27 protein-coding genes are annotated in these 23,290 nt (G+C 43.8%); 13 read left to right on the top strand and 14 right to left on the bottom strand.

Annotated features, from left to right (window positions below):
- The first annotated feature begins 115 nt into the window (after window positions 1-115).
- Entirely contained in the window at window positions 116-919 is an 804-nt protein-coding gene (locus GO495_RS17085; protein ID WP_157300928.1) for a hypothetical protein, read from the top strand.
- Window positions 920-1,102: 183 nt separating this feature from the next.
- On the opposite strand, the gene GO495_RS17080 is transcribed toward GO495_RS17085, so the two are convergent.
- From GO495_RS17080 to GO495_RS17070, 3 genes are all read right to left on the bottom strand, one after another.
- Entirely contained in the window at window positions 1,103-3,340 is a 2,238-nt protein-coding gene (locus GO495_RS17080) for a monovalent cation:proton antiporter family protein (RefSeq protein ID WP_157300927.1), read from the bottom strand.
- An 88-nt stretch (window positions 3,341-3,428) separates the two neighbouring features.
- The gene (locus GO495_RS17075) at window positions 3,429-3,758 is read right to left on the bottom strand and encodes a hypothetical protein (RefSeq protein WP_157300926.1); all 330 of its coding nucleotides are present in this window, start codon (window positions 3,756-3,758) and stop codon (window positions 3,429-3,431) included.
- A gap of 16 nt (window positions 3,759-3,774) precedes the next feature.
- A complete protein-coding gene (locus GO495_RS17070) occupies window positions 3,775-4,227 on the bottom strand; it encodes a MarR family winged helix-turn-helix transcriptional regulator (protein WP_157300925.1) in 453 nt (150 codons plus the stop codon).
- A 138-nt stretch (window positions 4,228-4,365) separates the two neighbouring features.
- Here GO495_RS17070 and GO495_RS17065 point away from each other — a divergent pair, with 138 nt between their 5' ends.
- From GO495_RS17065 to GO495_RS17050, 4 genes are all read left to right on the top strand, one after another.
- Entirely contained in the window at window positions 4,366-4,932 is a 567-nt protein-coding gene (locus GO495_RS17065; RefSeq protein WP_420808918.1) for a YeeE/YedE family protein, read from the top strand.
- Window positions 4,933-4,943: 11 nt separating this feature from the next.
- The gene (locus GO495_RS17060) at window positions 4,944-5,411 is read left to right on the top strand and encodes a DUF6691 family protein (RefSeq protein WP_157300923.1); all 468 of its coding nucleotides are present in this window, start codon (window positions 4,944-4,946) and stop codon (window positions 5,409-5,411) included.
- A gap of 268 nt (window positions 5,412-5,679) precedes the next feature.
- Complete coding sequence (locus GO495_RS17055; protein WP_157300922.1) at window positions 5,680-6,453, top strand: SDR family NAD(P)-dependent oxidoreductase; 774 nt, start codon at window positions 5,680-5,682, stop codon at window positions 6,451-6,453.
- 229 nt (window positions 6,454-6,682) lie between these two features.
- Entirely contained in the window at window positions 6,683-7,489 is an 807-nt protein-coding gene (locus tag GO495_RS17050; RefSeq protein ID WP_157300921.1) for a phytanoyl-CoA dioxygenase family protein, read from the top strand.
- A gap of 40 nt (window positions 7,490-7,529) precedes the next feature.
- On the opposite strand, the gene GO495_RS17045 is transcribed toward GO495_RS17050, so the two are convergent.
- Window positions 7,530-7,919, bottom strand: a complete 390-nt coding sequence (locus GO495_RS17045) for a winged helix-turn-helix transcriptional regulator (protein WP_157300920.1) — start codon at window positions 7,917-7,919, stop codon at window positions 7,530-7,532.
- Window positions 7,920-8,207: 288 nt separating this feature from the next.
- Between GO495_RS17045 and GO495_RS17040 the strand changes: the two genes are divergently transcribed.
- The 3 genes from GO495_RS17040 to GO495_RS17030 are packed head-to-tail and all read left to right on the top strand — an operon-like array spanning window position 8,208 to window position 9,744.
- Window positions 8,208-8,780 (top strand): YceI family protein, encoded by a 573-nt coding sequence (locus GO495_RS17040; RefSeq protein WP_157300919.1) that lies wholly within the window; start codon window positions 8,208-8,210, stop codon window positions 8,778-8,780.
- Between the two features lie 11 nt (window positions 8,781-8,791).
- Window positions 8,792-9,325, top strand: coding sequence for a YceI family protein (locus GO495_RS17035; protein ID WP_157300918.1), 534 nt, complete (start codon window positions 8,792-8,794; stop codon window positions 9,323-9,325).
- Window positions 9,326-9,351: 26 nt separating this feature from the next.
- The gene (locus GO495_RS17030) at window positions 9,352-9,744 is read left to right on the top strand and encodes a hypothetical protein (protein ID WP_157300917.1); all 393 of its coding nucleotides are present in this window, start codon (window positions 9,352-9,354) and stop codon (window positions 9,742-9,744) included.
- 301 nt (window positions 9,745-10,045) lie between these two features.
- Here GO495_RS17030 and GO495_RS17025 read toward each other — a convergent pair whose 3' ends face one another.
- Window positions 10,046-10,309, bottom strand: coding sequence for a hypothetical protein (locus tag GO495_RS17025; RefSeq protein ID WP_157300916.1), 264 nt, complete (start codon window positions 10,307-10,309; stop codon window positions 10,046-10,048).
- Between the two features lie 206 nt (window positions 10,310-10,515).
- On the opposite strand from GO495_RS17025, the gene GO495_RS17020 reads away from it, so the two are divergent.
- Complete coding sequence (locus GO495_RS17020; RefSeq protein ID WP_157300915.1) at window positions 10,516-11,850, top strand: ATP-binding protein; 1,335 nt, start codon at window positions 10,516-10,518, stop codon at window positions 11,848-11,850.
- Here GO495_RS17020 and GO495_RS17015 read toward each other — a convergent pair.
- The 7 genes from GO495_RS17015 to GO495_RS16985 form a co-directional block, all read right to left on the bottom strand.
- Window positions 11,845-12,108: a hypothetical protein gene (locus GO495_RS17015; protein WP_089787074.1), complete on the bottom strand. Its 264-nt coding sequence runs from the start codon at window positions 12,106-12,108 to the stop codon at window positions 11,845-11,847. The genes GO495_RS17020 and GO495_RS17015 overlap by 6 nt on opposite strands.
- Before the next feature lie 59 nt (window positions 12,109-12,167).
- Window positions 12,168-12,710, bottom strand: a complete 543-nt coding sequence (locus tag GO495_RS17010) for a hypothetical protein (protein ID WP_089787073.1) — start codon at window positions 12,708-12,710, stop codon at window positions 12,168-12,170.
- A 25-nt stretch (window positions 12,711-12,735) separates the two neighbouring features.
- Window positions 12,736-13,752, bottom strand: a complete 1,017-nt coding sequence (locus GO495_RS17005) for a zinc-binding alcohol dehydrogenase family protein (RefSeq protein ID WP_157300914.1) — start codon at window positions 13,750-13,752, stop codon at window positions 12,736-12,738.
- Between the two features lie 75 nt (window positions 13,753-13,827).
- Window positions 13,828-14,655: an MlaD family protein gene (locus tag GO495_RS17000; RefSeq protein WP_157300913.1), complete on the bottom strand. Its 828-nt coding sequence runs from the start codon at window positions 14,653-14,655 to the stop codon at window positions 13,828-13,830.
- 7 nt (window positions 14,656-14,662) lie between these two features.
- Window positions 14,663-15,439: an ABC transporter ATP-binding protein gene (locus GO495_RS16995; protein ID WP_157300912.1), complete on the bottom strand. Its 777-nt coding sequence runs from the start codon at window positions 15,437-15,439 to the stop codon at window positions 14,663-14,665.
- A gap of 2 nt (window positions 15,440-15,441) precedes the next feature.
- Window positions 15,442-16,215 carry an MlaE family ABC transporter permease gene (locus GO495_RS16990; protein WP_170302689.1) on the bottom strand — a complete coding sequence of 258 codons (774 nt, stop codon included), beginning with the start codon at window positions 16,213-16,215 and terminating at the stop codon, window positions 15,442-15,444.
- A 284-nt stretch (window positions 16,216-16,499) separates the two neighbouring features.
- Window positions 16,500-16,682, bottom strand: coding sequence for a hypothetical protein (locus GO495_RS16985; RefSeq protein WP_157300911.1), 183 nt, complete (start codon window positions 16,680-16,682; stop codon window positions 16,500-16,502).
- A 34-nt stretch (window positions 16,683-16,716) separates the two neighbouring features.
- Between GO495_RS16985 and GO495_RS16980 the strand changes: the two genes are divergently transcribed.
- The 4 genes from GO495_RS16980 to GO495_RS16965 all read left to right on the top strand — a co-directional run bounded on the left by GO495_RS16980 (window position 16,717) and on the right by GO495_RS16965 (window position 19,680).
- The gene (locus GO495_RS16980; protein ID WP_157300910.1) at window positions 16,717-17,622 is read left to right on the top strand and encodes an acyl-CoA desaturase; all 906 of its coding nucleotides are present in this window, start codon (window positions 16,717-16,719) and stop codon (window positions 17,620-17,622) included.
- 111 nt (window positions 17,623-17,733) lie between these two features.
- Window positions 17,734-18,399: a FadR/GntR family transcriptional regulator gene (locus tag GO495_RS16975; RefSeq protein ID WP_205691281.1), complete on the top strand. Its 666-nt coding sequence runs from the start codon at window positions 17,734-17,736 to the stop codon at window positions 18,397-18,399.
- Window positions 18,400-18,442: 43 nt separating this feature from the next.
- Window positions 18,443-19,279 (top strand): sulfite exporter TauE/SafE family protein, encoded by an 837-nt coding sequence (locus tag GO495_RS16970; protein ID WP_157300909.1) that lies wholly within the window; start codon window positions 18,443-18,445, stop codon window positions 19,277-19,279.
- 2 nt (window positions 19,280-19,281) lie between these two features.
- Window positions 19,282-19,680, top strand: a complete 399-nt coding sequence (locus tag GO495_RS16965) for a DUF1634 domain-containing protein (protein WP_157300908.1) — start codon at window positions 19,282-19,284, stop codon at window positions 19,678-19,680.
- 5 nt (window positions 19,681-19,685) lie between these two features.
- On the opposite strand, the gene GO495_RS16960 is transcribed toward GO495_RS16965, so the two are convergent.
- Together GO495_RS16960 and GO495_RS16955 are read right to left on the bottom strand one after the other, a co-directional pair.
- Window positions 19,686-21,449, bottom strand: a complete 1,764-nt coding sequence (locus GO495_RS16960) for an ABC transporter ATP-binding protein (RefSeq protein ID WP_157300907.1) — start codon at window positions 21,447-21,449, stop codon at window positions 19,686-19,688.
- Window positions 21,430-23,187, bottom strand: a complete 1,758-nt coding sequence (locus GO495_RS16955) for an ABC transporter transmembrane domain-containing protein (RefSeq protein ID WP_157300906.1) — start codon at window positions 23,185-23,187, stop codon at window positions 21,430-21,432. The genes GO495_RS16960 and GO495_RS16955 overlap by 20 nt, the downstream gene beginning before the upstream one ends.
- Window positions 23,188-23,290 lie beyond the last annotated feature (103 nt).

Genomic DNA, 23,290 nt, shown 5'->3' with positions numbered 1-23,290 from the left:
TATTTTATGCATTAAAATCCAACTAAAATAGTATACAGTTTATACAGACTGACGATATCTTTACTGTAGGCTCCGCCAATGGGGTACAGTTTTTTTACACCTAACTATGCCAATTATGAATGGATTATTGAACAAGGGTACGCTTGGTGCGACCTTTCTTATGGCTGCTGCTATGCTCAGTGGTTTCCGTACCGTAAATGGTAAAATGCACCTGCACGGTATTACCACCGCTACAGACAAAACAGTTATTACCTACAATGCGGACAAAAGCATTGCTAAACTGGTAAGTACACACAAAACCAGCGATGAGAGCTACGTGGTAGCCCGCATACCGGTGTATGAAAACGGGCGCCTTGTAAAAACACTGTTTACAGATGGTGACGAGTCTGATGCACCTGTGCTGTTTTCTACTTTTACCTATTCTTCCAAAGGACTGGTAGAGAAGATCAATTATTATGAGGACAACGTTGTAAATGCTTATGATTCATTGGTATATAACAATACCGGTAAAATCACTGCACGCTATTTTTTCAGCAAACAGGAAGGAAAGAATGGTTTTGAAAGTCATAACTGTCAGCTGTATACCTGGAATGCCCAGGGCAATATCAGCAGCATGGAGAACATGGGCCGCCTGAATGATAAAGCGGAGTTCGTGCTAAGCTCCGGCATCAGCTACAAATACGATAGCAAACCAAATGCACAACAGAGCATCCCGGTACTGAGCTACATCATAGACGTAACGCCTGCTAATTTATCTGCCAATAACATCATTTCTGAAACTATTACGGCCGTTGCTGGTAACGCTATTGTAAATAACTACGCGTACACTTATAATGCCTCTCAATATCCTGTAAAAGTAACAGCTACTTATGACGGTGGCAAAGAAACTGTTGCTACAGAACTGGAGTGGGCTGAGTAGTTTATTAATGCTACATAATAGACTCCGGTAGGAGTCCCCTGATATTAGCAGTTTTAGGGGATTCCTAACGAAGTCTGTGTTTTGTTGTTCCATTTGTTTGCTACAAATACGGAGCTCCTCTTCCTACCTGAAGCATACTTAATGCATGGATAGTGCTACTCTCAGGCATATTAACCGTGTACTTTATTTCTGTTGCTGCTCTTTAATAAATGCGTTCAGCATTTTACCACTGCCTGCGGCCCATACAATATCTCCTGCATCCAGGACGGTATTGGATTCTGGGTTTAATAAGCGCTGTCCTTTACGCTCAATGCCCAGTACAATACCACGGGTACGTTCCCTGATACCTGCTTCACGGATATTGATACCTGCCAGACGGGATTGTTTGCCTATCAGGAACTGACGCAATACGATAGGGTCCGTATCTTCCAGACTTGTACCCACTTCATTCGCAGATTCCAGGAAACTGTTGAATTTCTCCAGCTGTTCATCCGTACCAATACTTGTAATTACATCTCCGGGATACAATCGTGTATCCTTATCAGGAGCGTACAACTTCCGCCCTCCCCTGTTCACCAGCGCAATATTTACCCCGTACTGTTCTCTCAATGCCAGTTCCTGTAATGTTTTACCCGTTACAGGTGAATGTGCATGTATCTCTACCACTGCCAGATGCGCATCCCAGGGTGCCAGCACCGATTTATTGATATTCCCCACCCTGGCATCACGCGCATTGAAGTTAGAAAAGAAACGTTCTTCTATCGTGTTATAGAATTTCTGTATCCTTTGCCGGAGCATAAATACCAGCAACAAAATAATTGCTGTTACCAACACTGCAATAGTGTAAGAAAAGAACCTGTCTATAAAAAAACCTATCAGGATAACTGATAAAATAATTCTTGATACACGCAATAATAATAATGGTCCTCTGTATTTTTTCTGTTCCCATATATGAGAAGAGGCTTCATTACTCACCCTGCGGAAAGCAAGCGCCCAGAGGAACGGCAAGAGTAATACCAGTGTGATGGCAGCGCTCACTATACGCCCGTAATTATATCCATCGATCTTAATATTGATCAATGGTAAGAGGTAGTAATACGATAATAGAATGATGGACAGGATTACCACAAAGTAGATCACCGTGTTCATGAAATAAGAGCGGAGCAATTGTTTCCAGTCGCTCACTACGGAGATCGTTTGTGCCGCCGCACTATACCTGTTGAGGTATGTTTTCCAGCGATGCGGTAATACGCCAGCCAGCTTTTCATACATAGGTGCAGACAAGCGGATCATGTAAGGCGTAGTGAAAGTAGTGACTGCGGATACCGCCACTGCTACCGGATACAGGAAATCGCTGGTTACTTTCAGGGACAGTCCCAGTTGTGCGATGATAAAAGAGAACTCCCCTATCTGCGCCAGGCTCATACCTGCCTGTACGGAAGTCTTTAGTGGTTGCCCAGATACCAGTGCCCCTATGCAGGTACTGATGGTTTTACCCATCAGGGTCACCACGGTGATGATCATTACCGGGCCTGCATATTTGATCAGCATGGCCGGATCGATCAGCATACCTACGGATATAAAGAACACGGCGCCGAATAATTCTTTCACCGGTTTTACGAGGTGTTCGATTTTCTCTGCCTGTGTAGTTTCTGCGAGTATAGATCCCATGATGAATGCGCCCAATGCCGGAGAGAAACCTGCATGAGTAGCAAGTACCACCATGAGCAGGCAAAGCCCCACGGCTGTTACCAGCAACGTTTCTTCATTCATCAGTTTCCGTGTTGTCCTTAATAGTGTAGGCAGGAAAAAGATGCCTGTCACAAACCATGCGATGAGGAAAAACACAAGCTTTAATACAGAACCAAGCATTTCCCCGCCTGCAAACTGCTGGCTTACTGCCAGCGTAGAAAGTAATACCAGCAACACGATGGCTACGAGGTCTTCCACAACAAGAATACCGAATACGAGTCCGGCGAACTGCTGTCCTTTGATCCCCAGTTCTTCAAAAGCACGAATAATGATAGTGGTGGAAGAGATAGAAAGAATGCCACCCAGGAAGATGCTATCCATAGTGGACCATCCCATCATCTTACCTATAAAATATCCAAGAAAAACCATGAAGGTAACTTCCACTATCGCCGTAATGGAAGAAGCCCCACCTACTTTAATCAGTTTCTTGAAACTGAACTCAAGTCCCAGGCTGAATAAGAGGAATATCACACCAATTTCTGACCATACTTTAATATTGGCCTCATCGGATACGTTTGGTAATATAGACACGTGCTGCCCCACCAGCAGGCCGGCTACAATATATCCCAGTACCAGTGGTTGCTTCAGTTTCTTGAAGATGAGCGTAGTAATGGCTGCAGCAATTAGTATCAATGCCAGGTCGGCAATTAAAGGTGGTAAATGTATCATCCGGTAATTTTAGTTCGAAATAGAAAATCCTGCTGATGATAAGGTATCACCAGTCATAATGGAGGTATAATAAAGATAAACAGGAAAATTACCAGAAAAAGTGCTGGGGGAAAATTATACACTTTACAATAGCCTGCAGATCGGGCAATAAGCGCCTGACGAATATTCCGCTGCCTGAAACAATAACCGTTGTAAGAAAATGATCTTTAAAATAAACGGTAGCAACGGGGCTGAATGAAGAGGTCAGCGCCTGGTTGGTGATAATCTCAATGATTATCTCCGGCGCATCATTATGCCCCTGATACTTTACCTGTGAGGTCGTGGAAAATGTTTGGGAGCCCCTGATCTTTTCTGCATTGGCGCTAAGCCCGCAGCAAAATACCAGGAAGAAAAAATACAGAACGAAAGCACACCTCATGCAGACAAAGATATCATTATCCGCGCATTTTATCCAGCAGGTCGCTCAGCGTCTTCGCTTCATCTTCTGTCAACCGTTCAATAAGATCTTTATAAAAGCCATCCATTGGTTCATCCAGTTGGTCCAGCAACAGTAATCCCTGCGTGGTGATATTGATATCCATTTTACGGCGGTTATGCGGACAAAGTCTGCGCTGAATGAAGTTCAGTTTTTCCAGCTTGTCCAGCAGACGGGTAACATCACTTGCTTTATCCAGCATTACTTCTTTGATACTACCGGCAGATAATGGTTCAGGATGTTTACCTCTGATGATGCGTAAAGCATTGTAGTGTTGCGGTAAAAGTCCGTGGGCTTTCAGGTTAGTACCCAGGGCATCCCTCAACCAGTTGCCGGTATACAGGAGGTTGACCACCACCTTATGATGTTCATCCCGGAACTTACGCTGATTAATAGCTTGCTCTATTCTCATACTTCAAAGATAATAAATATGCGTGTTGCAACATATTTGGATTACTGCATTCTTTCAACATCCTGTGGATATTTAAAATGATATCTTTGCACACCACCACTCATATAATATCTATCTAACATACTTAAAACCGACATTATGCTGATGAATGCATTAAGCGCGCCCTGGCCCTGGTATGTTGCCGGTCCACTGATAGGGCTTATGGTACCGCTGTTGTTACTGCTGGGAAACCGGCATTTTGGTATCTCGTCTTCCCTGCGGCATATCTGTGCAGCTTGTTTGCCTGCCAAAACACCTTTCTTCTCTTACGACTGGAAAAAAGAATCCTGGAACCTGGTTTTCGCAGCAGGCATATTACTGGGAGGGGCCATTGCCACCTTCCTGTTCACAGATCCTCAGCCGGTGGTGATCCATCCTCAGCTGGCAGCAGAATTACAGGGTTATGGGGTAACGGACCATCATGCATTGTTGCCCGTACAACTGTTTAACTGGCCGGCGCTGCTGACGCTCAGGGGATTTATCCTGATGGTGGTGGGTGGTTTCCTGGTAGGATTTGGCACCCGGTATGCCGGTGGCTGTACATCCGGACATTCCATTATGGGGTTATCAAACCTGCAATGGCCTTCCCTGGTAGCAACCTGCTGTTTTATGGCTGGCGGGTTTATCATGGCTAATCTTATCCTCCCATCTATTCTTCATTTATAATTATCCTTATCATGAATACTGATTTTGAAGTAGAAAGCCTGGACGCCCCGGCAAAGCAGGAACCGGGATGGCGTCAGTTAAAGTACCTGGTAGCAGGTGTATTTTTCGGGATTATCCTGGTAAAGTCGCAGGTAGTGTCGTGGTACCGCATCCAGGAAATGTTCCGTTTGCAGTCATTTCACATGTATGGGGTCATTGGTTCGGCAGTGGTGACGGGGATGATCTCGGTATTTCTCATTAAGAAGCTGAAGATCAGGACGATCCATGGTGAGCCCGTCACTTTTACGGATAAGCCCTTTAATAAAGGGCAGATATTTGGCGGTTTGCTGTTCGGATTTGGCTGGGCGATGACGGGTGCCTGTCCGGGGCCATTATATGCACAGATCGGTGCAGGCTTCACCGTTACGGTGGTTACCTTGTTCAGCGCAATTCTGGGTACCTGGGTGTACGGAATAGTGAGAGAACGCTTACCACATTGATTTAAACGATTACACATTTTGTTAATTTTTTGTTAACGGGGTGTTTTTACCAACGTTTACCAGATAAAATATAGCCTTTACCAAAATTGACTACGTGGCTGAAAATGGTCATATATCTTTAGTTCAGGTTTTTCATAGGATATGGTTAAAAAATTAAGGGCGGTATTCTTACCGCCCTTCCTTATTTCTGCAACCTGAGACCTCTATTTTCATATTGTTTAAAATAGCGTTATCTTTCCGCAATTTTTAAGGGGTATTCACAACAAATATGGCATACGCACTAATAACAGGAGCCAGCAAGGGCATTGGACTATCAATGGCTAATCTGCTGGCAATGAAACACTACGACCTCCTCCTGGTAGCCAGGTCGGGCGAGGAATTGGAAACAGTTGCGAATACACTCAGAACAAAATACAATGTACAGGTAAGCTGGCTGGCACAGGACCTTTCACTGCCCAATGCTGCTGAAACTGTATATAAGTGGTGTACCGATAACCACTATACGGTATCTGTTCTGATCAATAATGCAGGTTACGGGATCTGGGGAACGTTTGAATCACTGACCCTGGAAAAGCAGTCCAATATGCTGCAACTGAACATGCAAACGCCTGTAGCTCTCTGTCACTATCTGCTTCCGATGTTAAAAGCACAACCGCAATCGTATATCCTTAATGTTTCCAGTACAGCTGCTTACCAGGCGGTACCAACGTTAAGCCTCTACGCCGCATCAAAAGCCTTTTTACTGGTCTTTACGAGAGGATTACGACAGGAATTAAAAGGCAGTAACATATCCGTTAGCTGTCTTTGTCCCGGACCGGTAAATACCAACTTTGTGGACCGTGCTGGTATGCAGGCAATAAAAGCCACTGCCGAGAAGTTCGGAATGCATCCGGATACGGCCGCAGATATAGCGCTGAAAGGAATGTTTAACAAGAAGGCGGAGATTATACCTGGTGCGCTAAACGTAATAAGTGCGTTTTCCACAAGGTTATTCCCCAAAAATATGGTGGAAAAAATTGCTGGTAGCCTCTATAAAAGTTAGTCAATTATAGTTTATTTTTGTAACTTGTAAAAAGTACTTATCTTTATCCTATAAATTCAGTAGACTAATAAATGCTACCACCATCGACTATATTTCAGCTACTCCGCAGGTCTTCTTCACCTACCAGTAAGAGATGTCCTTATTGTTAGATAATTCCTTCTATCAAACCTCACAGCGAACTATGTGGCTATTTATCGATCATCAATCAATTTAAATTTTTCAAATTATCATGGCAACAGCTTATACTACGTTTACACTGGGCAATTCACTCACAACAGAACAAAAAGCTTTTTTTGAGGAGCATGGATTTATTCATTTCTCAAACGCGCTGACTTCTGAAACTGTACAGCAAATCATTGAAGCATCTGAACAGGTACAACAAAAGTGGATCAGTGATAACGTGGAAAAGATCAATGGTGTACCTATTAAGTACGGTATTGACCTCAATGGCAACAAAATCGTACAACGTTTTGCATTTATAAATAAGCACACACCTGTATTATCGGAACTCCTGAATGATGAACGCTTACAGGGATTACTGGAATTGATCGGGCCGGATGCACGTATCGGAGTAGATGAAAAGGATGGCATGGTGTTCAACCACTATGTAAATGGTCCTGAAAGCAAGTTCACTAAAATGGGCTGGCATACGGACGGTCTGCGCGACATCTTCTACGGTGGCCGTTTGAACCCGATGCTGAACCTCGGAATTCACCTGAGTACTTTACAGCCTGAGAACGGCGGATTAAGGATTATACCAGGTACGCACAAACAGAGCTTGTTAAGTATGCTGTTTAAGAAAAGATATTTCATTGATCACCGTCCTGATAAGAAAGAGATCGCTATTATGCCTAAGGCTGGTGATATCACTGTTCACGACGGTCGCCTATGGCATCGTGTGGCACAATCTTCAGTAGTAGGAGAAGCCAGCCGCAGAAGGGTGATATATGTTCCCCTGATCGCCGGTAAATATGAGCCGAAGAATGAAAAAAGTCCAACTCTCCTCTATCAACGCTTTGCAGGTATTGTAAAGTAATAACATATTAAAACGGGGCTGCCTCAGGGTTAGCCCCGTTTTAATATGTAGTCTTCTTTTGCCTCAGCTCATAGGCTTTCCGGTTCTGAAGGATAGCATCCAGATGCTCCACTCCCCACCCGGTCAGGCTCTCAATATGAGGTACCAGGCTCTTACCCAGCGCCGTCAGCTCGTATTCCACCCGTGGCGGAATTTCCGGAAAGATCTCCCTCGATATCAACCCATCTGATTCCAGTGAACGCAAAGTTACCGTGAGCATCTTCTGTGAGATATCCCCAATGTGCTGACCAATTTCACTAAACCTTAACCGACCCTTGCCAGATAACAATTCCACCACTAATATGGACCACTTGTCACCAAACCTGTCCAATACCTGTCTGATAGGACAATTCACCGCTGCAGAAAATTTACCTGAACTATTTTCTTTCATAACAATTTGATTTTCACGATTGTTACTAAAAAGTAAGTAAGGCTCTTATCAGTGCCTTCTTGTTTAGAAGTTACACTCCATATACCTTTGACTTTCCAAAAGAGAGTAACACTCTTAAGATTGTAAATTTATAACAAATATTTAAAACAGTGATTAAATGATTGCAGCAAGAACCGCTCTGTGATGTATATCGGGAAGAAATATATGTTGAAACATCAATCATCAAAAAAAAAGTATAATTTTACAAATAGAATAACTTCAATCTTAAATTTTCAATTTTAAAAACACATGAAAAAACTTACCATCGTTGCATCTTTATTATTAGCCCTGTCTGCAACTACATTCGCTCAAACCTGGAATGTTGACAAAGCACACTCAAGACTGTCTTACGCAGTGAACCACATGGGTATCTCTGAAAGTGAAGGCGCCTTCAGAACCTTTGATGCAAAGATCACTTCTTCTAAAGACGATATGTCTGATGCAGTAATTGAAGTAACTGCAGACATTAACAGCCTTTCTACTGATAACGAAATGCGTGACAAACACCTGAAAAGCGCTGATTTCTTTGATGCAGAAAAATTCGGTACCCTTACTTTCAAAAGCAAATCTTTCAAGAAAGTTAGCGGTAAGAACTACAAACTGGTTGGAGATCTGACCCTTCATGGTGTAACTAAAACCGTTACCCTGGATGCAGTTTTCAACGGTACTGCTACCAACCCAATGAACAAGAAAGTATCTGCAGGTTTTAAATTTACCGGCACTATCAAACGTACTGATTTCGGTATCGGCGCTTCTATGCCAGTGGCTATGCTGGGCGATGATGTGAAGATCCTCGGTAATGCAGAATTTGTTAAAGAATAAGTTTAACAATAATGAAGAAACTAACAATATTTTCGGTAACACTGCTGCTTATAGCAGCAGTGTTTGCCTTTACAGTAGTATCACCGGTGTGGAAAATAACCGATAAATATAATATCAGCTTTTCCAGCAATGAAGCTGGTGGTATATTCAAAACATTTAAAGGCAGTATCGCATTTGATGAGCAGAACCTGGCCGTATCGAATTTCGATGTGACCGTAGACGTTGCTTCTATCAATACAGGTAACGGACTTCAGAACAAACACGCTAAAAGCGATGAATGGTTTGATGCTGCCAAATATCCTGTCATTCATTATGTATCAAAGAAAATCGTGAAAGCCGGTAACGCATACCAGGTTACAGGTGACCTTGAAATACATGGTGTGAAAAAGGAATTTACTATTCCTTTTACCTTTAAACGTACAGGTAGTACTGCTACCTTCAACGGTACCTTTAACGTAAACCGTAATGATTTCCATATCGGAAAACCAGGCGGCGATGTTTCTGATATCATTAAAGTAGAAGTAGCCGTACCCGTTACCAAGTAAGTGATCATACTTAAATCTGCAATTACATGCTGAAGAAATTATTATTACTGGGTGTAATATCCGGTTTACTGGCAGGCATTGCCTCCATTATATACCAGAAAGTGTATGCGGCTTCACTGGGAGAAGGATTCACTGAAACTGTTACAATTGCAAAGATACTGGGCAGCTCTGTTGGGGGTACTTTAATAGCAGCACTGGGTTACTTTTTATTGAGCAAAGTATTGAAAGGTAACACTGAGCCGGTTTTCAACCTGATCTTTACCATCCTTTCCTTTGTTACAATTCTCGGACCTTTTGCAGCTAAACTGCCAATGACCATTGAAGCGCCGGAATTATTTCCAGGCTTAACGATCCCAATGCACTTTTTCCCTGCACTGGCATGGTTTACACTGAAGCCTTTATTTGCTAAGTCAGTATAAAAAATGAACTCCGCCTGGAGTTCCGTGTTTGTAGCAGATAAATATCTTCTAAATAATGACTCCGTTAGCGTTCCCTGTTCACAAATATAACAGGGGACGCTAACGGAGTCTGATTTTGTTGAATAACATATCTGCAAATACAAGGCTCCCAACGGAGCCTGATTGAAGTAATTGATTCAAAACCTAACAAAGCCAGCAATTGGCTACCCCCTTTTTCCATAAAAGCACCTACCTGTAATTGCAGTTCCCGGTCTGATGATAGATAATTTAACGGCCAGCTGATCTTTAGTTATATAACTATTTATTGTATCTGAAAGAGTAGTTTTGCAGTCAGCTGGTCGGACAATGGTGCACGCGCTATTTCCGCATCTACCTGCTCTTCCACACTTTTACGGGCAAAAAGGTTATACGGAAAACGTAATATGATCTTAAACTTTACAGCTGGTTCATCTTTATCAAGCCTGTAACCGAATTTAATTTCCTTCACTTTGTTCTTACCTAAAGCGCTGGTAAGGTAGCGGGCAATATCTGCCGGATGCTCCAGGGGCGTTGTGTATTGTTCCATGATGGTTAAAAAGCTGCGGCTTTTGCATAGAAGCCAGTTTTTCCAATAATATCAACTCCAAAGTCATTCATGGGGTATGCGGGGATAAAACAGCCAGAGTAATCGGATACAACAATTTACGAACAATAATATTCAGACAGCCATTAAAATATAATTAACTTGCTGATAAATAGCAATTCAGGACTGATATACCTAGCCTTCGACACATGAAATTATATCTATTCACTCCTATTGATAAAACATTCAGGGAGGAATTTTACTATATTATTAGAAAACAGAACCTTAAGATTGCTGGTCTGGTTTCTTTTATAACTGCTATCGCAGCATTTGTGATACGCATTATAGCAGATCTATTGCCACAAACGCATCAGCTTCCCCCCCAACAGTTTCATGAATTAAGCATTACAAATCTATTCATGATCACCGGCTCTACTCTTGTGGCTATTACTATATTCATTATCAGAAGAAAGATCCCGGTTAACAAACAAAATCAATATCACTTTTTGAGTCTTATATATGCATTAATATTTATAGGCACTTCCATGTCACTTACCTTTACGGCACAGCATAACCCTAAAAACACCATGACTATGCTGCTGATAGGCGTGATCTGTGTGGCGATAGTGTTTGTATTTCTGCTATGGGAATTATTACTGCTGATTGGTATTTCGGGCATCATCTTTTCCCTGTTCATCCACCTTTTCCAGGTAGATCCGGTAACGAGAGTAATGAACCATATCGTATTCTGGGAAATCATGCTCTGCTTTTTTGTAACCGCCCGGTTATTATACTCCTTCCATGTTAATTATTTTATTAAGATAAAAACCATTGAGAGAAAGAATGAAGAGATTGCACAGGCAAACCGGTTGAAAACAGAAATCCTGGCCATCGTAGCGCACGATCTCCGCAACCCTATTTCCGGGATTCGTTCCGTCGTACACCTGATGCAGGAATATCCCTATACACCGGAGCAGGAAAGTAAATATATGGACTGGATCATGGATGCCTGTAAAACGTCCGACCAGATCATTGAAGAGTTATTACTGGCCGCACAGAAAAGTGACGGCACAAAATTACAGACCAATTATATCTCTCTGAACCAGTGGATAGAAAATGTGCGTGATAACTGGGAACAGCAATCAAAACACAACAGGAAAGTACTGCTGGAACTACATCCCAGAGAGATCAAGGCGCATATCCATCCCGGTAAAATGCAGCGTGTCGTAGAAAACCTGTTACATAACGCTGTTAAATTTACACCGGAAGATGGGGCCATTACACTGGGTATGCGCCCGCACAGAGGCGGTGTCCGGATCTCTGTTGCAGATACAGGAATTGGTATACCCAACGAACTATTGCCTGCGCTCTTTGACCGTTTTACGTCTTCAGGAAGAGAAGGATTGAATCATGAACGCTCTACCGGGCTGGGACTGCATATCTGCAGACAGCTGGTGCAACAGCATGGGGGAAATATCTACGTAAACTCTAAGGTAAACAAGGGGACTACGTTTAATATAGATTTGCCGTACTCAGTACTATAGTGTGGATGTGGCATCTTTTCCACGATCGTCCTCATGTACCACTTCCAGGATACGGGTAGCAATTGCACTTACCAGCTGCGGATCGGCAGCATAATCGGGATTGGGTTGCAGAATACCGGTACTCTGTACTAAATAATCGATGGAATGCTCTTCGTCCAGTACAGCCTTGTAATGCTCTATGCCCCTTGATTCGAGCGATTGCACTACTACTACATAGTTGCTACCTTTCAGGTCAAAATCCAATGTAAAATCTTTCATATGGCATCGTGTTTAAATGGAACAATGTTATGCTATACAACAAATTTAAGGCCGTCCCGTTAGTCTTCGCTACCTTTTCCACCTACAAACCAGTGTTCTTTCTGTTTAAACAATACATTGAATGTAGTCAATGATCCGTAAACACGGGTAATGTATTGCTGCAGGTTCACTTTATCCTCATCACTCAGCAGTTTGTGACTGTTAATCTGCTGTTCCAATACCCGGAGACGGTCGCGCACCATTACTATCTTATGAAAGAACGCCTCTACAGGTATTTCCTTTGGTTTCAGGGAAGGATCCTTCGGCTGCAACAACATAGTCCCCCCCTCCCAGCGGTCCCCCAATGGTACGATTTCAGAAGCATCTCCCCATAACCGTAATATCTTGAGTAAAGAAGTTTCTACGGCTGATACGGTTTCTACTTCTATCGTTTTGTTCTCTGCATGTAATATCTCAAATAAAGGATCTGTTTTATCTACTTCTATAATACCCTGGTCCATAAATGTTACCACAAACTGTGCGTACTTAACACCAATGATCACTCCGGGACCATACCGGGCATGCTGCACACGGGAACCTTTGCCTGCTGTTAATTCTTCCATCAGATAAATATAATAAAAGTTCCTTTTAACCGATACTAACCATTGCTTTAATTACACCGTTGGCAGGATCTAACCAGCCCCCGAACTCGTCCTTCACCTGACCGAAATCCACCCGGTGTGTGATATATGTGGTAGGGTCCACCTCTCCGCTTTTCATAGCGGCTATCACATGTTCAAAGTCCTGACGGGTAGCATTCCTGCTGCTCATCAGGGTAGCCTCCCTTTTGTGAAATTCCGGGTGACTGACAACCAGTTCCCCCTTCTGCAAGCCTACCAGCACATACCTGGCGCCGTGAGACATATACTGAAACCCGTTGTTAATAGCCTGTTGACTACCCGTTGCATCTATAACAACCGTAGGCATATCATTGTTGGTAATTCTTTTCAGTTCTTCTATAATATCTGCCGTTTTAGCATTAATCGTATAGGCTACTTTCAACTTATCCTTACAAAAATTAAGACGCCCCTCATTGATGTCCATGGCAATGACATTGGCTCCGGCAATACGGGCAAATTCCATAATGCCCAGACCGATAGGCCCTGCTCCTATTACCAGCACAAATTCCCCGGGTTCCACACCTGCCCGGCGAACACCATGCGCCCCTATGGCCAGTGGTTCTACCAATGCCAGCGCATCCATACTTAACCCCTGACCATGTACCAACGAATAAGAGGGCACAGAGAGGTATTCCGCCATGCCACCATCTATATGCACACCACATACACGAATATTGGTGCAACAGTTAGGTTTACCACTGCGACAGGCAATACAGGTACCACAATTGAAATAAGGAATGAAGGTAACGGCCTCTCCGGCAGTAAAGCCGGGGGCATTGTCAAAAGAGACCAGTTCTCCTGCCAGCTCATGCCCCAGCACACGGGGATAAGCAAAAAAGGGCTGGGTACCTTCAAAAGCATGGAGATCGGTACCACAGATACCTATGCGCTTTATTTTTATAATGGCATGATCAGGTGCCGGCGAAGGCATTTCTCTTTCGCCATAATCGAATTGACCGGGAGTGGTGCAGATTAATGTTTTCATACGTGAGGATAAAAATAGACAAAAAAATGAACGCATCTCATCTAAGATAAAATGCGTTCATGATCTATTAATAATCTATTGCTCTTTTTCTATTTTTATTGTTGCAGAGTCCTTACCCTTTGCATTCTTTAGCTTTACCTCCGACTTCCCGGCCTTCTTCAGTTTCTCATCCGCCTTATCATCTTTCTTTTCTTCTTTCTCTTCTTTCTTCCGGGCTTTATCTTTTTTTCTGAAATAACCACGCAACAGGAAGTTATGCTTTAATGCTTCCATATTTTCACTAAAACTTTCTGCACCTTTATGAGCCGACCTCATTGTTCCCTTTGCTTCGCTGATCGTTCCTTCCAGGCTCTTTGCCAGGCTATCGCTGTACAGCAATCTACCTACACTGCCCTTCCCCCGGTTCACCTGTGTAACAATGCCTGCCAACTGACCGGTAATCACTTCTGCGTTCTCTGCCACACTGGAAATACGGCCCATCACCTTATCCATTTGCATAGGTTCTATGGTACTGATGGTATCCCCGTCATTTACAGGAGTGGTAGTTTGTGTACCAGAACTGATGGCCACCAGTTTATCTCCCATTAAACCCTCAGAACTGATACGGGCAATAGCCCCTTTTTTAATAAAAGGCTGTACTTTTTTCTGTATACGTAATCCTACACGGGCAGTAGAATCAGTCAAAATATCAATGCTTTCCACAGTACCTACGTTGATGCCGACAAAGCGGATATTATTCCCTTCCAGCAATCCTCCCACGTTTTTAAAGGTGCCGTATAACACAATGGTGCTGCGGAACATACTCTTATTCCGGCCGATTAAAAAGATGCCTGCCAGTAACAGTAAAATCGTGGCAGTGGTAAATATGCCGACCTTTATCTTTTGTGAGGTTTTATTCTTCATGCCCGGTTTATTTAAAAAAATTATGTACAAGTTCGTCTGGTGATCTGGTTAGTTCATCATAAGTGCCGGTTGCTATATATTTTCCTTCATTCATCACTACTATTCTATCTGCCGTAATTCTTGCGCAGGACATGTCATGGGTAATGATGATGGATGAAGTATCATATTTTTCCTGTAGTGCTACTATCAGTTCGCTAATTTCTCTGGATGTAATGGGATCAAGCCCGGTAGTGGGTTCATCATACAACATGATTTCCGGACGGAGGATCAACGTTCTGGCCAATCCTACCCTTTTACGCATTCCGCCGGAAAGGTCTGAAGGATATTTATCAATGGCGTCTTCCAGTCCCACACTCTCCAGTGATTCATGTATCCGTTTTTCTATCTCCTGTTTATCTTTTAGTTTTAATACTCTTGTTAAAGGGAAAGAAAGATTTTCTTTGACAGTCATTGAATCATAGAGGGCTCCACTCTGAAAAAGAAATCCCACTCTGATCCTCATCTCTCTTATTTCATCCCGCGTCATTTCTTTCACTTCCTTACCCAATACTTCCAGGCTGCCTTCATCCTGTAACATCAATCCGGCAATACATTGGATGGTAACGGATTTACCCTGACCGGAACGCCCCAGTACCACAACATTTTCCCCTTTATGTAATTCCAGGTTGATATCTTTCAATACCTCATTATCATCAAAGGATTTTTTCAGATGTTGTATGCGGATCACCACATTATCTGTGTCCTGCACCACTACTTCCTGTTCCTGTGTGTCTGTATCGTTCATAACTAATAAACTATCATGTTAGTGATCTGTACAGCAATAGCATCCAGCAGGATGATCCACAGCGAAGCGCTTACCACAGCAGAATTAGCGGCCAGGCCAACGCTTTCGGTACCACGCTTTGAATGATAACCTTTGTAACATCCAACAAAACCTATTGCATATCCGAAGAAGAAGGTTTTTATCAATGCCGGCACTACGTCACTGAATTTCAGCGCTGCAAATGATTTCCTGAAGAATAAAGAAAAACTTACGTGTTCCTGTAAATTCACACCTACATAACCACCCAGGAGTGCCAGTCCGTCCGCCATGATGGTCAGCAGCGGTACCATGATAGTACAGGCGAGGATACGGGTCACTACTAAGTATTGGACCGGGTTCGCACTGGATACTTCCATGGCATCTATCTGTTCGGTCACCTTCATACTCCCCAGTTCTGCACCTATACTGGAAGCTATTTTACCCGCACAGATCAACGCGATAATCACCGGCCCTATCTCCCGGATAATAGAAATGGCTACCATACTGGGTACATAACTCTGGGCGCCGAACGTTTTAAGTGTAGGCTGTGTCTGTAATGTGAGTACAAAGCCAACGATGAAACCTGTAATGCCTACCAGGCCAATGGATTTGTAACCTACTATATAACACTGACGCAGGAACTCTTCCCATTCAAAGCCTCCTTTGAAAATATTACGGGCAAAGCGACCGGTAAACAATACCTGATCGCCGGCTATCTCCATGTATCTGTTAAAGGATGAAACGATTGCACTTGCCATAATAAGTATAGATATACTCTTATAGATGGAATTTCATGCCAGCACCGAATACGTTGCGAGACAAGCGTTTTAATAAGGAATAACCTCTTTATTGGGTATTATTTTACACAACCTGTCATATCAATAACATCTATTCCCTGATCCCATGCAACATGAGTAGTCCCGGCCCTATCGCTGATACTTCGTAAGGAACCAGTCCGAATCCTTCCCGGCCACTAAAAAAGTGACTGTTAAACAACTGCTTCCGGTACTTAAAGGCAGGGATTGCAGTGCAAATTCTGCGACTATACAGAAAAATAGGTATTTGTTATAGGAATGTTATCTTCTTCCGGCAGTTCCTTTAGTTCGTCCGGTTCTTCCGCTGACGCCTCCCGCGCATCCCCGTCTGATAGCCGGGGTGGCGGGGATTCAGCCCGTGGCGGGTCCGGCAGCAGCGGGCAAAATTGCCGGCTGCTGATCTTGGTCATTGTTTATTCTATAATTATGAAATACTTTTGCAGTATGAATTCTGAAAAACAATTGAGAGGAGGTGTCAACTGGCTAAGACAGTTCGACTTCATAGGTATACAATTACTACCACTACTGGCATTCTTCACACATGTGACGCTGTTCGACTGGATTTTATGTGCTGCACTGTATGTAATCCGTATGTTCTTCGTTACCGCTGGTTATCATCGCTATTTCTCGCATCGTACATATAAAACATCGCGTTTTTTCCAGTTTATATTAGCAGGTGGCGCACAAAGCAGCCTGCAGAAAGGTGTGTTGTGGTGGGGAGCCAATCACCGCGCCCATCACAAGCACAGCGATACACCGGAAGATCCGCATTCAGCTAATATTTATGGTTTCTGGTATTCCCACATGGGTTGGATCATGGGACCTGAATTCAAGCCTACACGCTATGAGCTGATCAAAGATTTTAAACAGCCGGAACTCTTCTGGTTAAACAAATACCATTGGGTACCAGGTGTTGTACTGATGATTGCTGTATATTTTGCAGGTAACCTGGTAAACGGTCATGGCTTATTTGAATGGCATGCCGGTTTATCTACACTGCTGATAGGTTTCTTCCTGAGTACCACCCTGGTATATCATGGTACGTTCACTATCAACTCTTTAATGCACATGTGGGGTAAACCACGTTACAAAACAGGAGATCTGTCCAAAAATAGTCTTTTGCTTGCGCTGATAACTTTGGGAGAAGGATGGCATAATAACCACCACTACTATCAAAGTGCTACCCAACAGGGATTCTTCTGGTGGGAAATAGACATCACTTATTACATTATCCGTACACTTGGTTTCTTCGGCATCGTATGGGATATCCGTGGTGTTCCTGAAAAAGTGAAGGCTGCTAACAGGCTGGATGCTGTAGTAGAAACTAAACAACCGACTCTCGTTCAATAACTTATAATCATTGAGATATAAGCCGGCTCCTTACAGGAAGCCGGCTTTTTTATTGCTTTTAAATTAAACATCTGATGTTTGAGACAAAGTGCCTACCTTTACAAACATCAGATGTTTACTGTTATGGCAAATACGATCAAGCTGGCCGACAAGGTCATTTTTGAGTTGCAGAGGGAGATTTCCCTGGGCAAATACAAGACGGGGGAACTCATCCCACCGGAGCCGGTACTGATGGAACAGTTCGGTGTTGGCCGCTCTACTATCAGGGAAGCGATTAAAACACTCTCTAATTCAGGTATCCTGAGGGTACAACAGGGTGCTGGTACATTCGTATGCGCCCCACCTGCTGCTGCCGAACCGCTGGACCAGCGATTACGCAGGGCCGCCCAAAAAGAAGTGAACGACGTGCGGAGCCTGCTGGAAGCAGAGATTGTGCAACTGGCGGCACAACACCGGGAAGAGAAAGACCTTTCCGCTATGCGGGCCGCCCTGGAAGACAGGTGGCAGGCGATCTGTAATAACTCGTACAGCGACTGTGCAGATGCTGATATCCGCTTTCACAAAGCGGTGGCCCTGGCATCTCACAACAGCGTGCTGGCCGACCTCTACCAGACATTCACCAACATCATCAGAGAATCCTTTCAACTGCGTCAGATGGATGTGCAGGTCTTTAAACAGACGCATGATCTGCACGTGCAACTGTTAAAAGCAATAGCACAGCAACAGGCTGTTAAAGCAGTGAAAACAGTTAAGCTGATACTGGAGAATAACTTCTAAACATATCATCTGATTCCGGAGAATAATTTCTAAATATATTGTAATGTCAATTTTAGTATTCACACTTATTTTATTACTGGGGGCCTTTGCTGCCGGACTGCTGGGTTCACTGACCGGGCTTGGTGGAGGCGTGGTACTGATCCCCCTCCTTACACTCATTTTTCATGTAGATATCCGCTATGCTATCGGAGCGTCACTGGTAGCCTCTATTGCTAATTCTTCCGGCGCTGCGGCAGCCTATATCAAAGAAGGGATCACCAACGTAAGGATCGGGATGTTCCTGGAAATAGCCACTACTACAGGGGCCATAGCGGGTGCCGTGCTGGCCGTATATACTCCTACTCACCTGGTAGCCATCATCTTTGGCGTAGTGCTGCTCTTTTCTGCCGCCATGACCGTCCGTAAGAAAAACGAACACGCAGATACACAAAGCGATAATAAACTGGCGAAACTGATGCGCCTCAACAGCTCTTACCCGGTAAAGGGAGAGATCATTGAGTATAAAGTTAAAGGAGTACCTGGTGGTTACCTGCTGATGACACTGGCAGGTGTGGTATCCGGCTTACTGGGCATAGGTTCCGGCGCATTGAAAGTATTGGCGATGGACAACGTGATGCGCATTCCATTTAAAGTATCTACCACTACCAGTAATTTCATGATAGGTGTAACTGCCGCTGCAAGTGCGGTAGTATACCTGCAACGCGGATATATTGATCCGGGAATCGCCATGCCGGTAGTATTGGGTGTACTGGGCGGCGCTTTTGTTGGTTCAAAACTGCTGGTAAAAATTAACACCAAATGGCTACGGCTGATATTCAGCATTGTTATTTCAGCGCTGGCTATTGAAATGATTTACAATGGTTTAATGAGAAACTTATAATAATGAAAAAGTTATTTTCAAAAACGTTCTGGCAGGAAAGGGACGTAGAGATGTTCATAGGCCAGCAGCTTCGCTGGGGAGTGATTTCCGCCAGTGTTATTGCTTTTATCGGTGGTATTATTTACCTCTATAGTAATGGTAAAGGCGTCCCCTCCTATACTGAATTTACCGGTGCGCCATTATATGTAAGACATCTGCCGGGCATCCTTCATGGCGTTTTCCAACTGGATGGCATGGCTATTATTCAACTGGGCGTAGTGGTATTACTGGCAACACCTATTACCCGTATAGCCTTCTCCGTACTGGCGTTTGCCATGGAGAAAGATGTACTGTACGTAATTATCACACTGATCGTACTGAGCGTGATTACCTTCAGCATTTTCAGCGGGTTTGGCGGATGATATGATCAGGTGCTGCGCTCATGCTGTAACAGCATGTTCATGGCATGATTAAAAGAACCGGCACGGATAATCTCTCCATCATTTACAAAGAAGATCTCATCTGCATTCTCAATAGTATTCAAACGGTGTGCAATGATAACACGGGTAGTTTGTTCCGGTAATCTCTTCAGGATATCTTCCAGCAATTGCTCTGTTACCGTATCAATATTCGCTGTTGCTTCATCCAATACCAATAGCTCAGGGTCTCTCAGCACTGCACGCATAAAGGCGATCAGCTGTTTTTGTCCCAGACTCACACTCTCTCCACTGGATACTACTTTTGTATCCAGTCCTTCGTCGAACCGTTCCAGTAAGGTATGCAGGTTCGCCTTTTCCATCACATCCATCAGTTGTTCGCTGGTGTAATCCGCATAGTTTTTATTACCGTAGATGATGTTCTCTCTTATGGTGCCTGTAAAGAGGAACGGCTCCTGCAAAATGAACCCGATCTTTTGGGTACGTTCTTCCGGAGAATAAGAGCGGATATCTTTCCCCTGTAATAAAACCTCTCCGTCTGTTGCATCATATAAGCGGGCAATCAGGGAAGCGGTGGTCGTTTTACCTCCACCGGTAGGCCCTACCAGTGCATAGGTCTTTCCTTTTTCCAGGCGGAAGTTGATATTGTGCAGGATATCCTTTCCATCAGGATAGCTGAAGTTCACGTTCTTAAAGGTGATGAGCGCTGTATCTTCTTCTTTCTTATCCGAAGGCACCACTTTCAGGTTGGATTCCAGGTTCAGTATCTGTGAAATCCTGTCCCAGCCAGCCATTGCCACCTGGAAGTTAGTCCACAGTGCTGCCAGTTGACGGATAGGGTTATAAAAATAGGTAGCATACGACAGATAACTGATCAGCAGACCAATGGTAAACTGACCTGTAGAAATGAGATAGATACCATATGCCAGCACAGACAGTTGCGCCAGGTTAGCGCATAAGCTGAATACAGGCATGAAGATGTTATTTACCAGGCCGGCACTTACAGCCGTTTTATATTGTTCTTTATTGGCAGTAGCGAAACGTTTACGGAAGTAATCGCGGCGGTTAAAGGCGATGATCACTTTAAAGTTGCTGAGGCTTTCCTGGATCTCAGAACTCATGCTGCCGGTACTTTTCATATTGGCTGCATTCTTCCGTTTTACCCAGGGAGAGATCAAACGGGTAAATACCAGCAGTAACAGACCAGGCGCCAGTGTGGCCAGTCCGAGTCTGAGATTGATGCATAACAGGAAAATCCCTGCTCCTACCATGCTCACAATACCACCAATGAACTGCATTAATGACTGGGAAAAGAACTGGTTGAGTTTATCTGTATCGTTATTGATACGGGAGATAAGATCACCTGTTTTATTCTGGTTAAAGAAGGCGATAGGCAGTTCCTGTAGTTTTGTGAAAACCGCATTACGCAGGCTGTACAACATACGTTGTCCTACCCCGCCCATCAGGCGTGTTTGTACATAACTTGTTGTCAGCGAGATGAGAAACATAATGAACAGGATACCTGAGTATAACAGGATACCGTTATACTGTTTCGTCTGTACGTATTTATCGATAGTATGACCTACCAGGAAAGGTATAGTAAGGTTAATACCAGAGCTGATCATGATCGTAAAGAACGCGTTGATCAGCCGGCGCTTTTCAGGGCCCAGGAAAGATAACAGCTTTCTCAGGGCGCGGCCGGTGGTAGCTTTTTGTTGCGGCGCGGCCGCTATTTTATTCAGGTTGTAATTCATAGTTACTGGTGCTGCGTTGCGAATTGTAAATCTGTATGTACTCAGGACAGGACTGCATCAATTCCGGGTGGGTGCCTATGGCGATCACTTCTCCTTCCATCAGCAATATGATCTGATCATAATTGGCGGCGGAAGCAATTTTCTGTGTAACAGATATGAGCGTGAGATCGGGATAGTTCTGCTGTACATTTTCCAGAATACGTTGTTCTGTATTGGTATCCACCCTGGCAGTGAAGTCATCCAGCAGGAGAATGCGCGGATTGATGGCTAATGCCCTTGCCAGCATGATACGCTGTTTTTGTCCGCCGGAAAGGCTGGAACCTCTCTCAGAAACAATGGTTTCCAATCCATCGGGCAGTCCTGCAATGAAATCTTTCAGTTCGGCCGTCGCTATTGCCTTTTCCATCAGTGCGTCACTCACCTTTTCATTGAAAGCGATGTTTTCACGTACGCTCATGTTAAAGATGATGCTATCCTGGAATACCAGCCCTACCTGTTGTAGTAATACATCTTTATCATAATCACTGATATTTGTATGATCGTATATGATTTCACCGGTATCGGCCGTAAGCAGCCCTATCAGCACATTAAGCAATTGCGTTTTACCTGCCGCTGTAGGGCCTATGATCGCGGTACGACTGGAAGGTTTTATAGAGAAGGAAATATCTTTCAGCACCGGTTTGCCGCCTAATGATAAGGAAACATTCTCTATTTCCATAGCACCTTTCAGTGTATCAGTCACCGTACCTGGTTCCACGGTATCAGGCGCATTCAGCACATCAAAGATACGACCGTAAGAGGTGGTTGCCTGTGCGATGATATTACTCATGAAGCCGATGACGATAATAGGGAATATGAGGATGACGATATAACTGTTGAAGGCTGCCAGGTTACCGAGGGACATCTCTCCGGTGATCACAAAATGACCACCCAGCATTAAAACAGAAAGTAAGGCCAGGTTAGCCATGAAGCTGATCACAGGGATCAGACCTGCAAACAGGCGGATAATGGCAGTACCCAGGTCCCTGGATTTACCGTTAGCCGAAATAAAGCGGTCGTATTCCGGTTGTTGCGCATTCAGTACCCTGATAAGAGCGGCTCCCAATACACTTTCATTAATGATCTTATTCAGCCAGTCTACCACTTCCCTGCCCTGTTTGAACAACACCCTTACTTTACTGAGGACGGTATAGAATGTAAATCCTATCACCGGAATGATGGTAATAACTACCAGTCCCAGTTTCCAGTCGATCGATAATAACAGCACACTTGCCCCGATAATAATAAACAGAGAAGAAGCGATGGATACGATGGCCTGTGAAACAAACAGTTTGATAGAATCAATATCAGAAGTTAAGTTGGTAAGTAATCTACTCGGGTCTGATTGCTGAATATAAGCAAAAGTTTGTCTGGAGATTTTAGAAGAGAGTTCAGTACGAAGTTCTCTTGCTACTTTTTCCGAGGCATAGGTTTGTATAATACTTTGCAGATAAGTAAACACAAAGATCAGTACAGCAGCCATGGAAAACTCAATAATCAGGGTGTTTATCACGAGCGTACCACCGGTATAAGCATCGATGGCTTTCGCTATCATGCGGGGCAGTACCAGGTTGAGCCCGTTACTCAGTAACGCCAGGAATATCAGTAAGGCTACCATACCCCGGTAGGGTTGCAGAACAGACATAATACCTGGCTTTGCCGGCCCCGGTGCAGTTGAGGGACGTTTCACTTTATTCATATTGGCAACAATATATAGACCTGCCGGTTTAGCAGGGGTTAAAATTACGTTAAAATAGCGGGCTTCGCTATTTGCAATAGTGCAGACGAACGAAAAAAGAGAA

This window comes from Chitinophaga oryziterrae, assembly GCF_009758125.1.
Taxonomy (GTDB): domain Bacteria; phylum Bacteroidota; class Bacteroidia; order Chitinophagales; family Chitinophagaceae; genus Chitinophaga; species Chitinophaga oryziterrae.
The sequence above is the reverse complement of the archived record's forward strand: the minus strand, read 5'-3'. Positions and strand labels throughout refer to the sequence as shown.